The organism is Phyllobacterium sp. UNC302MFCol5.2, assembly GCF_000686005.1.
Taxonomy (GTDB): Bacteria; Pseudomonadota; Alphaproteobacteria; order Rhizobiales; family Rhizobiaceae; genus Phyllobacterium; species Phyllobacterium pellucidum.
This window is the reverse complement of the sequence record NZ_JMLL01000017.1, coordinates 20081-34451: the sequence shown is the minus strand read 5'-3', so window position 1 is coordinate 34451 and position 14371 is coordinate 20081. Positions and strand designations below refer to the sequence as shown.

Below are 14371 nucleotides of genomic sequence, written 5' to 3'. Positions count from 1 at the left end.
ACAAATCACAGTTTGATTTGATTGAAAGCCCGATTAAATTTGTTGGTGATTAAATTCACCGAATTGAGCTGTCATGCCATCAATATGTCGGCGGCGTTATTGCGCTCAAGATCTCGCTTTTCTCCTCACTGACATTGCGGAACCGATGCAAAAGTCGGCTATCGAAATAGTAGCCGTCACCCTTATTCAGAACCTTTTTCTGGCTGCCGACAGTCACTTCGACCGATCCGCTGATCACCATACCTGACTCCTGCGCAGCATGCGCAAAAGCCTCCCCGGTATCAGCTCCTATCGCGTAGGTCTCATGCAGCATCAAGAGTTGCCTGTTGGGATGATTGAGGCCGATGACCCGGTACGAAATTGTCTCGACTTTGCCTATCTCCACCAATTCCTCGGCTCTATAAAAGGGGGTATAGGGAAGGCTCGATTGGAGATCGCTGAAAAACCCGGGCAAAGTTGTTCCAAGCGCGTCCAGGACGGCACTCAGGGTGTCGACCGACGGGCTCATCTTGTCCCTTTCGATCAAGGAAATAGTGGAGTGTGATATGCCGGATCTTGCGGCGAGTTCACGCACGCCCAAATCGCGCCTGCGCCGCATTTCCCTCAGCTTAATGCCAATCTTTGGCATGACATCCTCCTTACGCAAAGGCCTAGGGACTCTCGGGGACTACCTGACGCCTCCACCTTCTGGTGAGTATACTGAACAATCCTCTGGGGGCAATTGCAGTCGACCGGCGGGTGCAGGATTGTGACGATATCCTACGGCGCAAACCAACAAGAGATTAAAAATGGACGAAAATATTATACATCTCAAGTCACCCAAGCCGCCCTTGGCATCGGACACCGACCTAATCGAGACGACGGTGAAGGATATCATTTCGAACGTGAGGGCGCGGGGAGATGAGGCCGTAAGACAGTATGCACGGACATTTGACGGGTCAGATCTTGCCACGTTCGAAGTGAGCAGGGAGGAGCGGCTGGAAGCCATTGCCAATCTCGACCCTCAGACCAGAAAAGACACAGACTTTGCCATCGAACGGGTGAAGGCGTTTGCCGAGGCGCAATTGCGCACCATCCTCCCCCTGGAATTCGATGCGCTTCCGGGACTGCATCTCGGACATCGGATCATTCCGGTGCAGGTTGTGGGCGCCTATGTGCCTGGCGGACGGTATCCGATCCTGTCTGCGCCAGTCATGACAATCGTCCCAGCAAAGGTCGCGGGCTGCGACCAAATCATCGCTTGCCTACCGCCCAATGCCCATCCGGCCATGATTGCCGGCTGCCACCTGTCAGGTGTCGACAGGATTTTCAAGGTGGGTGGCGCGCAAGCCGTTGCTGCCATGGCGTTCGGCACCGAAACCATCCCCGCGGTGGACAAGATCGTCGGACCAGGCAACGCCTATGTCAATGAGGCCAAGCGGCAGGTGTTCGGGCAAGTGGGAATCGATCAATTGGCCGGACCGAGCGAAATATTCGTGGTTGCTGACGAAACCGGGGACGCTGAGATGATAGCCACCGATCTTCTGGCGCAGGCGGAACATGATGTCAGGACCCGTGTGGGACTGATCACGACTGATCGAGGGCTGGCCGAGGCAACCTTGAAGGAGGTCAAGCGTCAGCTTGAAACGCTGCCCACGGCCGACGTTGCGGGCGTCGCCTGGCGCGATTACGGCCAGATCGCGGTCTGTGCCGATGAAGACACGATGATAGCATATTCCGACCATATCGCGGCTGAGCATCTCGAGGTTCACACCCGCGATCCCCATTCGACTGCGGCAAAGCTACGAAATTACGGCTCTCTCTTCATCGGGAAGCTTGCAAGTGTAGTGTATTCCGACAAGTGCTGCGGTACAAACCATACCCTCCCAACAATGGCCGCAGGACGCTACACTGGCGGCCTTTGGGTGGGATCCTATGTCAAGGTTTGCACGCACCAGTGGCTCGACAAGCGAGGTGTCGCTGCGGTGGCCCCGCCGGCAGTACGGCAAAGCCGGACGGAGGGCATGGAGGGCCATCGGCGTGCGGCCGCACTCAGAATTCGCCAAGGCGAGTCGGCAATCTGAGCCCTCTGCGTTCGAAGATTGCCCGTCGCTGAGCATCTGGCAACCGAAACTGCTACGCAGCCGATAGCCGTCGGCATTAGGAGTACCTTCCGCTCGTAGGTGCGATTGCTTTACAAATACTCGACTATTCCGGCCTAGAACGGGATTTCGTCGTCGAGATCGCGCGAGAAATTCCCGCCAGAACTGGAGGAACTGCTCGAAGACGATGCGTTGGAACGGCCGAAGTCGGAGCCATAGTCATTGTCGGAAACCTGCCCGCGCGCCGAATTGTTGTCGAAGGACCGGCCACCGCTCTCGCCGCGCGAATCCAGCATCTGAAGTTCGCCGCGGAACTTCTGCAGCACGACCTCGGTCGAGTAGCGGTCATTCCCGGTCTGGTCCTGCCATTTGCGTGTCTGCAGGGCGCCTTCGAGATAGACCTTCATGCCCTTCTTCAAATATTGCTCGGCGACCTTGGCGAGATTGTCGTTGAAGATGACGACGCTGTGCCACTCGGTCTTTTCCTTGCGCTCGCCGCTGTTCTTGTCGCGCCAGCTTTCTGAGGTGGCGATGCGCAGATTGACGACAGGATCGCCCGAACCGAGCCTCCGCACTTCCGGGTCAGCGCCAAGATTGCCTACCAGAATGACCTTGTTGACACTGCCTGCCATGATATGAACTCCATCAACCCTGTTCTAAAAATTTCGGCCATCATACAGAACGCGCATGGACGGCGGGCAATTGATTACCGCTATCCACAATATACAGCCCGCGCATTTCCCGCTTCGCCGTCCAGCTGATAGGCTCCTGCCAAATCTGTCAGGAGGTTTGGCATATGATTGTTGTGCAACCTGTCGCCAGGATGCCGCACAATGCACTTTCATCGCGAAGCGCTTTGCGACGATCGGCAAGTCTCTTGCCCTTTGTTCTATTTTTGTTCTATCACTTGCCCTAGCAATGTCAACATGGCTATGGTGATTCCGACCGGGTTTGATCTCGCAAATCGCCAAAGACTTTCTAAATAAGGGAAAGTCTCTCGCCTGAGAGCAATCCCTCCTTCCAAACGGCGTGCCTCAAAGGCAAGACTCATGAGCGATCAGAAGTATATTTCCATTCGCGGTGCTCGCGAACACAACTTGAAGAATATTGACCTCGATCTGCCGCGCGACAAGCTGATTGTCATGACGGGGCTGTCCGGATCGGGGAAGTCGTCGCTCGCCTTCGACACGATCTATGCGGAGGGACAGCGTCGCTATGTCGAGAGCCTGTCGGCCTATGCGCGGCAATTCCTTGAAATGATGCAGAAGCCGGACGTCGACCAGATCGATGGCCTGTCGCCGGCTATCTCGATCGAGCAGAAGACAACCAGCCGCAATCCGCGTTCCACGGTCGGCACGGTTACGGAAATCTATGATTATCTGCGCCTGCTGTTCGCGCGCGTCGGTATTCCCTATTCGCCGGCAACGGGGCTGCCGATTGAAAGCCAGACGGTCAGCCAGATGGTCGATCGCGTCCTGGCGCTTGAGGAAGGCACGCGCCTTTTCATTCTCGCGCCGATTGTCCGCGGCCGTAAGGGTGAGTACCGCAAGGAACTGGCGGATCTGCAGAAACGCGGCTTCCAGCGCGTCAAGGTGGACGGCATCTTTTATGAAATCGCCGATGTCCCCGCCCTCGACAAGAAGTACAAGCACGATATCGACGTTGTGGTCGATCGTATCGTCGTGCGCCCGGACATGTCGGCGCGCCTTGCCGACAGTCTCGAGACCTGCCTGAAACTCGCCGACGGCATCGCCATCGCGGAATTTGCCGACAAGCCGTTGCCGGCTGACGAGACGGCGAGTGAATCCGCCAACAAGTCGAAGAACGAGACCCATGAACGGCTCATGTTCTCGGAAAAATTTGCCTGCCCGGTTTCGGGATTTACCATTCCCGAGATTGAGCCGCGGCTGTTCTCGTTCAACAATCCATTCGGCGCCTGCCCGACCTGCGATGGACTTGGCACGCAAAAGGCCATCGATCCGACCATGATCGTGCCTGATGAGAATGTGACACTCAAGAACGGAGCCATCGCACCGTGGTCGAAGTCGAGTTCGCCCTACTACAACCAGACGCTGGACGCGCTCGGCGCAGCCTATGGCTTCAAGCTTGGCGACCGTTGGAGCGATTTGAGCGAAGAGGCCCAAAAAGCCATCCTCTATGGCACCGGGAACCGCGAAGTCCAGTTCGCCTATGATGACGGTCTGCGGTCGTACCGCACGACCAAGCCTTTCGAGGGCGTCATTCCGAACCTCGAGCGTCGCTGGAAGGAAACGGATTCCGCCTGGTCGCGTGAGGAAATCGAACGCTTCATGTCCGGCACCCCCTGCCCGGCCTGCAACGGCTACCGGCTGAAGCCCGAGGCGCTGGCCGTCAAGATCGGCGGATTGCACATCGGCGAGGTCACCGAGAAGTCCATCCGCCATGCCGACGCCTGGTTCCGCGACATCGACAAGACGTTCAATGACAAGCAGACCGAGATTGCCGCGCGCATTCTCAAGGAGATCCGCGAGCGCCTACGCTTTCTGAACGATGTCGGCCTCGATTATCTCGCGCTGTCACGCAATTCCGGCACCTTGTCGGGCGGCGAGAGCCAGCGTATCCGGCTCGCCTCGCAAATCGGCTCTGGCCTGACGGGCGTGCTTTATGTCCTTGATGAACCGTCAATTGGCCTGCACCAGCGCGACAACGAGCAACTATTGAAGACGCTGCGTCACCTGCGGGATCTCGGCAACACGGTAATCGTCGTAGAACATGATGAAGACGCGATCCTGACGGCTGATTATGTCGTCGACATTGGACCGGCGGCTGGTATCCATGGCGGCGAAATCATCGCCCAGGGAACGCCCGCCGACATCATGGCGAGCCCAAAATCGCTGACCGGCAAATACCTTTCCGGCGCGATCGAAGTGGCCGTGCCATCAGAGCGGCGCAAGCTGAACAAGAAGCGCATCAAGGTCGTCGGCGCACGCGGCAACAATCTCAAGAATGTTTCGGCGGAAATCCCGCTCGGCACCTTTACAGCGGTGACGGGCGTGTCGGGCGGCGGCAAGTCGACCTTCCTCATCGAAACACTTTTCAAGGCTGCGTCGCGGCGCATCATGGGTTCGCGGGAGCATCCGGCGGAGCACGATCGCATCGATGGGCTCGAATATCTCGACAAGGTGATCGATATCGACCAGTCTCCCATCGGTCGCACGCCGCGCTCAAATCCGGCGACCTATACCGGTGCGTTCACGCCGATACGCGACTGGTTTGCCGGGCTTCCCGAGGCGAAAGCCCGCGGCTACCAGCCCGGCCGCTTTTCCTTTAACGTCAAGGGCGGACGCTGCGAAGCCTGCCAGGGCGATGGCGTCATCAAGATCGAAATGCACTTCCTGCCCGACGTCTATGTCACCTGCGACGTCTGTCACGGCAAGCGCTACAATCGCGAAACGCTCGAAGTATTGTTCAAGGGCAAGTCGATCGCCGACGTGCTTGATATGACGGTAGAGGAAGGCGCGGAGTTCTTCGCCGCCGTTCCGGCCGTTCGCGACAAGTTGCAAACCCTGGCCAAGGTCGGCCTCGGCTATATTCACGTCGGACAGCAAGCAAACACGCTTTCCGGCGGCGAGGCGCAACGCATCAAGCTCGCCAAGGAACTGTCGCGCAAGGCTACCGGCCGCACGCTCTACATCCTTGATGAGCCGACGACCGGCCTGCACTTCCACGACGTGGCGAAGCTCCTCGAAGTGCTGCACGAACTGGTCGACCAGGGCAATACGGTGGTGGTCATCGAGCACAACCTCGAAGTGATCAAGACTGCGGACTGGGTGATCGATCTTGGGCCGCATGGCGGCGACGGCGGCGGTGAGATCGTTGCGGTCGGACGTCCCGAGGACATTATCGAGGTCGATCGCTCCTATACCGGTCATTTCCTCAAGGAACTTCTGAACCGGCGTCCCGGCCATAAGGCGCAGGCCGCCGCCGAGTGATCAAGAACCCGCCACGGCCGTGGCGGGTTTTTCGTATTGGCATAGCGGAGGAGAATAAATGACCGACAGCGGCACCGTGCGCACCGGCATCGGCGGATGGATCTTCGAGCCCTGGCGCGGCACCTTCTATCCGAAGGGCCTGTCAAAGACCAAGGAACTGGAATATGCCGGCCAGCACCTCCAGACCATTGAGATCAACAGCACCTACTACAGCACGCAAAAGCCGGCGACCTTCGCCAAATGGGCCTCGCAGGTGCCGGATGGTTTTATCTTCTCGGTCAAGGGCCATCGCTTCGTCACCAATCGGCGGGTGCTGGCGGAAGCCGGTGAATCTATCGAATTTTTCTGCAAGTCCGGAGTGGTCGAACTTGGGGACAGGCTCGGCCCTCTCGTCTGGCAATTCGCGCCGACGAAAAAATTCAACGCCGAGGATTTCGGCGCGTTTCTCGATCTTCTGCCGGAGAAGGAGGCCGGTCACGCGTTGCGCCATGCCGTGGAAGTCCGCAACCCCTCCTTCGTCGATCCGGAGTTCATTGCGCTTGCCCGCAAGAAGAACGTTGCGGTGGTTTACGCCGAGCACTTCGAATATCCCGAAATCGCCGATGTGACCGCGGATTTCGTCTATGCGCGTTTGCAGAAAGGTGACGATGCGGTGGAGACCGCCTATCCAACGGAAGCGCTCGACAAATGGGCCGACCGCGCCAAGGATTGGGCAAACGGCAACGTACCCGAGGATCTGCCGCTTGCCGCTCCCAACGAGAAGGCACAGAAGCGCCAACGCGACGTGTTTGTTTATTTCATCCATGAAGGCAAAGTGCGCGCTCCGCAGGCAGCTCAGGCACTCGCACAGCGAATCAAGCAGTAAGCCGACACTTGCACCTCGGATTACCGCATAATTTTTATGCAGTGTGCTTATTTTTTAATCTGCCTCCTCACCGGTTTTCGAGGCAGTGATACCTTGGAATAATGCGGCGGGGACAAATGCGCCGCCTGCTACGCCGTAACGTCGATATTTGTGACTACGCCGCCGAATTGGCATAGTTCCTGCTTTTGTTGAGGCAAGCGGGCAAGAGGCTCGTTTTGTGTACATAGGGAGATTATTCTCTGATGAAGAAAATCGAAGCCATCATCAAACCATTCAAGCTGGATGAGGTGAAAGAGGCACTGCAGGAAGTGGGGCTTCAAGGCATTACCGTTACCGAAGCAAAGGGCTTCGGCCGCCAGAAGGGCCATACGGAACTCTATCGCGGCGCCGAGTACGTCGTCGATTTCCTGCCGAAAGTGAAGGTCGAGATCGTTCTCGGCGACGATTCCGTCGAGGCCGCCATCGAGGCGATCCGCAAGGCCGCGCAAACCGGCCGCATCGGCGATGGCAAGATATTCGTCTCCAACATCGAGGAAGTCGTGCGTATCCGGACAGGCGAGTCCGGCATCGACGCAATCTAAAGCTAACTCTCCCATCTGCTGGCACGTTCGGGCCGGCAAACCCAATCATCGTCACCGAGTGAGGAAAAAACATGACCACCGCCAAAGACATCCTGAAACAGATCAAGGACAACGATGTAAAGTTCCTTGACCTTCGTTTCACCGACCCCAAGGGCAAGCTGCAGCACGTGACGATGGATATTGCAGAAGTCGATGAAGACATGTTCGCCGATGGCGTCATGTTCGACGGTTCCTCGATTGCCGGCTGGAAGGCCATCAACGAGTCCGACATGGTGCTGATGCCCGACACTGACACGGTTCACATGGACCCGTTCTTCGCCCAGTCGACAATGGTCATCCTGTGCGACATCCTCGACCCGATTTCCGGCGAAGCCTATAATCGCGACCCGCGCGGCACCGCCAAGAAGGCCGAAGCCTACATGAAGGCACAGGGCGTCGGCGATACGATTTTCGTCGGCCCGGAAGCCGAATTCTTCGTCTTTGACGACGTCAAGTACAAGGCCGATCCCTACAACACAGGGTTCAAGCTCGACTCGACCGAACTGCCGTCCAACGACGACACCGACTACGAGACCGGCAATCTCGGCCACCGCCCGCGTATCAAGGGTGGCTATTTCCCGGTCCCGCCGATCGATTCCTGCCAGGACATGCGCTCGGAAATGCTGACTGTCCTCACCGAAATGGGCGTGCGCGTTGAAAAGCACCACCACGAAGTGGCGGCTGCCCAGCACGAGCTCGGCGTCAAGTTCGATGCGCTCACCCGCAACGCCGACAAGATGCTGATCTATAAGTACGTCGTGCATCAGGTTGCCAATGCCTACGGCAAGACCGCGACCTTCATGCCGAAGCCGGTTTTCGGCGACAACGGCTCGGGCATGCACGTCCACATGTCGATCTGGAGGGACGGCAAGCCGACATTCGCCGGCAATGAATATGCCGGTCTTTCCGAGAACTGCCTGTTCTTCATCGGCGGCATCATCAAGCATGCCAAGGCAATCAACGCTTTCACCAACCCGTCGACCAACTCGTACAAGCGCCTGGTACCGGGCTACGAAGCGCCGGTTCTGCTGGCCTACTCCGCCCGCAACCGTTCGGCTTCCTGCCGCATCCCCTTCGGCTCATCGCCGAAGTCGAAGCGCGTGGAAATCCGTTTCCCCGATCCTTCGGCCAATCCTTACCTCGCTTTCAGCGCGATGCTGATGGCTGGTCTCGACGGCATCAAGAACAAGATCCATCCCGGCCAGCCGATGGACAAGGATCTCTATGACTTGCCGGCCAAGGAACTGAAGAAGATCCCGACTGTTTGCGGCAGCCTGCGCGAGGCCCTGCAGAGCCTCGACAAGGATCGCGGCTTCCTCAAGGCCGGCGGCGTCTTCGACGACGATCAGATCGATTCGTTCATTGAACTGAAGATGGCCGAGGTTATGCGCTTTGAAATGACCCCGCATCCGGTCGAGTATGACATGTATTACTCGGTGTAAGCACCTCATATAAAAACGAAAAACCCCGGCTTGGGCCGGGGTTTTTTATTGGCCCTCTCTTGGACCAATCAGATTCCGACAGCTTCCAGCATTTGGACGGCCGCCATCATTTCCCGCTCGCGGATCGCCCGGCGCTCGCTCGCTTCCGCATCTTCGCCCCAGTGCTCGATCGTCCAGTCCTCGTCCACATGAGCAAGCTTCCAGGCTTCGGCGCCGGAGATTTCACCCTTGGCGACGGCCAGCGCGAGAATGGCAGATCCCGTCAGCGTCGTGATCGTATGGAGCGCGGCGATAGCAAAGGGATCGCTGAACTGCCCGAGATGCACGCTGAAAGCGGCGAGTGCCTCGCGCGGCTGTTCGATATGCATGACACCTTCCGCGAGCATGAAGCGCGCGCCGAGGCTGGCCCCGGCCCAGTCGACCAGCGGATCCCAAAGTTCGGTCTGACGTGCCACCAGCCGCTCGGGCGAGCCGGCGCGATAGCACAGCATATCCGACGCAGCAAAGCGCAGCACATCCTCGAGCACCGCCTGCGGATCGTGCACGATACCATCGATCGCCGTGTTGGCGATGCGCGTTGCCGGCATCCGCGCTGGATCGATTTCCTTTTCCTGCGCCGCAAACTCGTCTGCTACCAATTGCGCAGCGGCCTGCGTCGGCAATGCCAGATCCTGGCGCGCCGGCGTCTTGACCCTGCGGCCGTCGAGTTCGACGACGAACCTGCCGTCGCGCTCAGCGACCTGCGCTTCCTTGTAGAACCGCTTCGGCAGTGGGAGTTTCGACTGTATCTGGGCGCGCCGAACCGGATCGGGATCAGAAAGCCCCTCTTTCGCATCGAGGTTGAAGAGATCGTTGCGCATGTCGTTACCCATTGATGTTCAATTCGTTGCGGCGGATATAGGCGCGAGAGAATGCGCGGGCAAGCCGCTTACATCTCTTCGTCCGCATCGGCCTCGTCAAAGCCGAGCAGGTTCCAGGATTGCACCATGTGCGGCGGCAAGGGCGCTGTGACATCGATTATCCCACCCGATGGATTGGGAACGCGGATGCGCCGCGCATGAAGATGCAGGCGATTTTGAATCCCGCCCGGGAACGACCAGTTGGTATCCGCTTCGAAATACTTCGGATCCCCGATGATCGGGCAGCCGATATGGGCGGCGTGAACGCGCAACTGGTGGGTTCGTCCCGTATATGGCTCCATCTCGAGCCAGGTCAGCACCTGCCCCGCCGATTCAATGACGCGGTAGTAGGAAACGGCATGGTCGGAATCCGGCTCGCCATGCTTGGCGATACGCATTCGGTCGCCATCGGCTGTCGCCTCCTTCACCAGCCAGGTGGTGATCTTGTCCTCGCGCTTGCGCGGCACGCCCTTCACCAATGCCCAATAGGTCTTCTTCGTGTCGCGCTCGCGGAACGCCGCGGTGAGTGCCTGCGCGGCGCCGCGGGTCCTTGCAACGACGAGAACGCCGGAGGTATCCCGGTCGAGGCGATGCACGAGACGCGGCTTTTCGCCCTTCTTGTTGCGCCAGGCTTCGAGCATGTCGTCCACATGGCGATTGACTCCGGAGCCACCCTGGACCGCGAGCCCCGCCGGCTTGTTGAATACGAATACCTTGGGGTCTTCGTATAGCAACATTTGCGACAGGACGTCGCCATCCTCACGGCCGCGTATGCTCTTGCCGGTGAGATTGCCCTCGGCCTTTGAATCGACTGGCAGCGGCGGAATTCGCACGCTCTGACCCGCCTGCAGGCGGGTGTCCGACTTTGCCCGCGACCCGTCGACCCTGATCTGCCCCGACCGTAGCAATTTCTGCAAATGGCCGAAGCCGAGCCCCGGATAATGCACCTTGAACCATCGGTCGAGGCGCATCTCCGCCTCACCTGTATCGACTGTTTTTTGTTCTACAACTGCCATAAACCTGACCTTTCAGGCATGCGCATAACACTATGCGGCAACTCTTGCGAGCCATATTGCGAGGCTCATGCGATTACCCGCCGCACCGCGGGCAACACGCTTCCTAAACCACAAGTATAATTTCGTTCATATTACATTCAGGCGCGCTTCTTTATTTTGCAAACTCAAATGGTTGAATCTTCACGGGACGTTACGCGACGTAGAAAATTGTTCCTGCCTGGAGCTTGAAACTACGAAGACTTTCAGGTGTTGAATATTGCGGTGCACAAGAGTCTGATGCAGAGTCAAATCTGCGCGCGAGTAGCGTCCCCAAGCAAGCGGAGTGGCAAAGTGTCATTGTTAGGTATCTATTGGAAATCGCTCCAATATCTTGGCGAAGAGAAAGGCGCGACAGTATTCATCTGTGTCGTCAACATCGCCTTGGCCTTAACCATGCTGATCGAGCCTGTTCTTGTAGGCCGCGTCATCTATGCAATCTCTATGAAAGCGGACGTTTTGTTTCCGCTGACGCAGCTTGCTGCCGTCGGCCTGTTCCACATCGGCGCAAACGTACTGGTGTCCCGCGAGGCAGATCGCCTGGCGCATCGGCGCAAGCTTGCTGTGTTGACCGAATCCTATAACCGCGTCATCAGCATGCCGCTATCCTGGCATCATCAGCGCGGCACGTCTAATTCCATGCACACGCTGTTGCGCGCCATCGAGACGCTGTTTGGTCTGTGGCTCGAATTCATGCGCACGCACCTTGCTACGATGGTCGCCCTGGTTGGCCTCATACCGCTGGCATTGGCCCAGGATTGGCGTCTTGCTTCGGTTCTCGCCGTGCTCGGCGTTGTCTATGTCATCGTCAGCCGCGTTGTCACCGCCAAGACCAAGGATGGTCAGGCGCAGGTCGAGCGTCATCATATCAAGGCGTTCAGCCACGTGACCGACTCGATGGGCAACATTTCCGTGTTGCAGAGCTATAACCGCATAGACGAGGAGACCCGTGCGCTCCAGACCTATGCGAAGCAGCTCCTCGATTCGCAGTATCCGGTCCTCAACTGGTGGGCCCTTGCCAGCGGCATCAACCGCATGGCCGCTACCATTTCGATGATCGTCGTCTTGTTTCTCGGCTCCTACTTCGTCGCCCACGGCGAGATGAATGTCGGCCAGGTCGTTGCCTTTACCGGCTTCGCCGCCCTCCTCATCGGCCGCCTCGATCAGCTGAGCGCCTTCGTCAACCAGATCTTTGCGGCACGCGCCAAGCTCGAAGACTTCTTCGAGATGGAAGCTTCGGCAGCATATGAAGTCGAGTCCAAGTCGGCGCACGACATCGACAATGTTAAGGGCGATGTGGAGTTCGAGGACGTTTCCTTCGCCTTCGCCAATTCGACACAGGGCCTGAAGCACGTCTCGTTCAAGGCCAAGGCTGGCCAGACAGTTGCCATCGTCGGCCCGACCGGGGCCGGCAAGACGACCCTGATCAACCTCCTGCAGCGAGTCTACGATCCGAAGGAAGGCCGCATTCTTGTCGACAATATCGATACGAGGACGATCAGCCGTCGCTCGCTGCGCAATGCCATCGCGACCGTGTTCCAGGATGCCGGCATGTTCAATCGCTCGATCGAGGACAATATCCGCGTCGGCCGGCCGAAGGCGAGCGACGAAGACGTTCTGGCCGCAGCGGAAGCAGCCGATGCTAGCGATTTCATCCTCTCCAAGTCGGCGGGTTACGGCACCGTCGTCGGCGAACGCGGTTCGCAGCTTTCCGGTGGTGAGCGCCAGCGTGTCGCTATCGCCCGCGCCATCCTCAAGGATGCGCCGATACTTGTCCTTGACGAGGCGACAAGTGCGCTCGACGTCGAGACCGAGGCCCGCGTCAAGGTTGCAGTCGACAAGCTCTGCCAGAACCGCACCACCTTCATCATCGCTCACCGTCTTTCGACGGTCCGTGATGCCGACTTGGTGCTCTTCATGGATCAGGGTGAAGTCGTCGAGAAGGGCAGCTTCGACGAGCTTGCACGCCAGAATGGCCGCTTTACCTCGCTGCTCAAGGCCGGTGGCCTGAAGCTCGACGACGATACCGCAAATGTCACGCCCTTCCCGCGCAAGCCGGAAGCCGCTTGAAAAGACTGACATGAAATGATCAAGGGCCGCTGAAGAGCGGCCCTTTTTGTATTCACTCCTCACCGCGTTCCTTGCGCAGCTTGTTCCAATAATCGATGCGCTTGCGCAACTCCCGTTCGAACCCGCGCTCCGGCGGGTCGTAAAAGGTCTGGCGGCCAAGGGCTTCGGGGAAATAGTTCTGGCCCGAAAAGGCGTCGGGCTGATCGTGGTCATAGGCATAGCCCTTGCCGTAGCCCTCGCCCTTCATCAGTTTCGTCGGCGCGTTGAGGATATGCTTGGGCGGCACGAGGGAGCCATGTTGCTTTGCCGCCTGCATCGCCGCCTTGTAGGCGGTGTAGACGGCGTTGGATTTCGGCGCGGTCGCCAGATAGACACAGGCCTCGGCAAGCGCCAGTTCGCCCTCGGGTGAGCCGAGATAGTCATAAGCGTCCTTGGCTGCATTGCAGATCGCCAGCGCCTGCGGGTCTGCAAGCCCGATATCCTCGCTCGCCATCCGCACCAGCCGGCGGCCGATATAGAGCGGATCTTCCCCGGCATCGAACATACGGCAGAGATAATAGAGAGCGGCATCCGGATCGGAGCCCCGCACCGATTTGTGCAGCGCGGAGATCAGATTGTAATGGCCGTCCTGCCCCTTGTCATAGACGGGCGCACGCCGCTGCACGATCTGTTGGACCCGTTCCGCATCGAAGGTTTCGCCGTCGCGCGCCGCCCGCCACACTTCCTCGGCAAGTGTGAGGATTGCCCGGCCATCGCCATCGGCCATGCGCACCAGGCTGGCGCGCGCTTCCTTGGTCAGCGGAAGCTCGCGGCCCTCATGAATCTCCGCCCGCTCCATCAGGGCGTTGAGGCTTGCCTCATCATGCGGGTGAAATACCAGCACGCGGGCACGCGACAGGAGAGCGGCGTTAAGCTCGAACGACGGGTTCTCGGTGGTCGCGCCGACAAGCACGATGGTCCCATCCTCCATGACAGGCAGAAAGGAATCCTGCTGTGCGCGGTTGAAACGATGAATTTCGTCGACGAAAAGCAGTGTGCGCCGTCCCGACATCTTACGCGCACGTGCCGCGTCGAAGACTTTCTTCAGGTCGGCGACGCCTGAGAATATCGCGGAAATCTGCTCGAACGCCAGATCGGTTTCATTGGCGAGGAGCCGCGCCACCGTCGTCTTGCCCGTCCCCGGTGGCCCCCAGAAGATCATCGAGCCGAGCGAACCGGATTCGATCATGCGCGTCAACGCGCCCTCCGGCCCGGTAAGATGTTCCTGGCCGGTTACTTCCTGCAATGTTTTCGGCCGCAAGCGATCCGCAAGCGGCCGACTTTTGTCCAATGCCGGATCCTCGCCGACTGAAAAGAGATCCGCCATGTTTC

Annotated in this window: 11 protein-coding genes; 6 read left to right on the top strand and 5 right to left on the bottom strand. The window is 58.6% G+C overall.

Annotated elements, in window-relative coordinates; translation table 11 throughout:
- Positions 1 to 79: 79 nt before the first annotated feature.
- Positions 80 to 628, bottom strand: coding sequence for a cupin domain-containing protein (locus BR48_RS0121510; RefSeq protein ID WP_027233199.1), 549 nt, complete (start codon positions 626 to 628; stop codon positions 80 to 82).
- Positions 629 to 788: 160 nt separating this feature from the next.
- On the opposite strand from BR48_RS0121510, the gene hisD reads away from it, so the two are divergent.
- Positions 789 to 2063 carry a histidinol dehydrogenase gene (gene hisD, locus BR48_RS0121505; protein WP_036815248.1) on the top strand — a complete coding sequence of 425 codons (1275 nt, stop codon included), beginning with the start codon at positions 789 to 791 and terminating at the stop codon, positions 2061 to 2063.
- 134 nt (positions 2064 to 2197) lie between these two features.
- Here the strand turns inward: hisD and BR48_RS0121500 are convergent, their stop codons facing one another.
- Positions 2198 to 2713, bottom strand: coding sequence for a single-stranded DNA-binding protein (locus BR48_RS0121500; protein WP_027233197.1), 516 nt, complete (start codon positions 2711 to 2713; stop codon positions 2198 to 2200).
- A 417-nt stretch (positions 2714 to 3130) separates the two neighbouring features.
- Between BR48_RS0121500 and uvrA the strand changes: the two genes are divergently transcribed.
- The 4 genes from uvrA to glnA all read left to right on the top strand — a co-directional run bounded on the left by uvrA (position 3131) and on the right by glnA (position 8979).
- Entirely contained in the window at positions 3131 to 6052 is a 2922-nt protein-coding gene (uvrA, locus tag BR48_RS0121495; protein ID WP_027233196.1) for an excinuclease ABC subunit UvrA, read from the top strand.
- A gap of 58 nt (positions 6053 to 6110) precedes the next feature.
- Complete coding sequence (locus tag BR48_RS0121490) at positions 6111 to 6917, top strand: DUF72 domain-containing protein (RefSeq protein ID WP_027233195.1); 807 nt, start codon at positions 6111 to 6113, stop codon at positions 6915 to 6917.
- Positions 6918 to 7159: 242 nt separating this feature from the next.
- The gene (locus tag BR48_RS0121485) at positions 7160 to 7498 is read left to right on the top strand and encodes a P-II family nitrogen regulator (RefSeq protein WP_027233194.1); all 339 of its coding nucleotides are present in this window, start codon (positions 7160 to 7162) and stop codon (positions 7496 to 7498) included.
- A gap of 71 nt (positions 7499 to 7569) precedes the next feature.
- On the top strand, positions 7570 to 8979 hold the full coding sequence (glnA, locus tag BR48_RS0121480) for a type I glutamate--ammonia ligase (protein WP_027233193.1): 1410 nt from the start codon (positions 7570 to 7572) through the stop codon (positions 8977 to 8979).
- Between the two features lie 68 nt (positions 8980 to 9047).
- On the opposite strand, the gene BR48_RS0121475 is transcribed toward glnA, so the two are convergent.
- Both BR48_RS0121475 and BR48_RS0121470 read right to left on the bottom strand, forming a co-directional pair.
- Positions 9048 to 9839: an ATP12 family chaperone protein gene (locus BR48_RS0121475; RefSeq protein ID WP_027233192.1), complete on the bottom strand. Its 792-nt coding sequence runs from the start codon at positions 9837 to 9839 to the stop codon at positions 9048 to 9050.
- Between the two features lie 68 nt (positions 9840 to 9907).
- Positions 9908 to 10894 (bottom strand): RluA family pseudouridine synthase, encoded by a 987-nt coding sequence (locus tag BR48_RS0121470; RefSeq protein WP_027233191.1) that lies wholly within the window; start codon positions 10892 to 10894, stop codon positions 9908 to 9910.
- 330 nt (positions 10895 to 11224) lie between these two features.
- On the opposite strand from BR48_RS0121470, the gene BR48_RS0121465 reads away from it, so the two are divergent.
- Positions 11225 to 13000 carry a glucan ABC transporter ATP-binding protein/ permease gene (locus BR48_RS0121465; protein WP_027233190.1) on the top strand — a complete coding sequence of 592 codons (1776 nt, stop codon included), beginning with the start codon at positions 11225 to 11227 and terminating at the stop codon, positions 12998 to 13000.
- 52 nt (positions 13001 to 13052) lie between these two features.
- Here the strand turns inward: BR48_RS0121465 and BR48_RS0121460 are convergent, their stop codons facing one another.
- Positions 13053 to 14366 (bottom strand): replication-associated recombination protein A, encoded by a 1314-nt coding sequence (locus BR48_RS0121460; protein WP_027233189.1) that lies wholly within the window; start codon positions 14364 to 14366, stop codon positions 13053 to 13055.
- Positions 14367 to 14371: the final 5 nt, after the last annotated feature.

Excerpts from the sequence above, each read along its gene's own strand:
- BR48_RS0121510 (WP_027233199.1), bottom strand. The coding sequence starts at position 628 with ATGCCAAAGATTGGCATTAAGCTGAGGGAAATGCGGCGCAGGCGCGAT.
- hisD (WP_036815248.1), top strand. The coding sequence starts at position 789 with ATGGACGAAAATATTATACATCTCAAGTCACCCAAGCCGCCCTTGGCA.
- BR48_RS0121500 (WP_027233197.1), bottom strand. The coding sequence starts at position 2,713 with ATGGCAGGCAGTGTCAACAAGGTCATTCTGGTAGGCAATCTTGGCGCT.
- uvrA (WP_027233196.1), top strand. The coding sequence starts at position 3,131 with ATGAGCGATCAGAAGTATATTTCCATTCGCGGTGCTCGCGAACACAAC.
- BR48_RS0121490 (WP_027233195.1), top strand. The coding sequence starts at position 6,111 with ATGACCGACAGCGGCACCGTGCGCACCGGCATCGGCGGATGGATCTTC.
- BR48_RS0121485 (WP_027233194.1), top strand. The coding sequence starts at position 7,160 with ATGAAGAAAATCGAAGCCATCATCAAACCATTCAAGCTGGATGAGGTG.
- glnA (WP_027233193.1), top strand. The coding sequence starts at position 7,570 with ATGACCACCGCCAAAGACATCCTGAAACAGATCAAGGACAACGATGTA.
- BR48_RS0121475 (WP_027233192.1), bottom strand. The coding sequence starts at position 9,839 with ATGCGCAACGATCTCTTCAACCTCGATGCGAAAGAGGGGCTTTCTGAT.
- BR48_RS0121470 (WP_027233191.1), bottom strand. The coding sequence starts at position 10,894 with ATGGCAGTTGTAGAACAAAAAACAGTCGATACAGGTGAGGCGGAGATG.
- BR48_RS0121460 (WP_027233189.1), bottom strand. The coding sequence starts at position 14,366 with ATGGCGGATCTCTTTTCAGTCGGCGAGGATCCGGCATTGGACAAAAGT.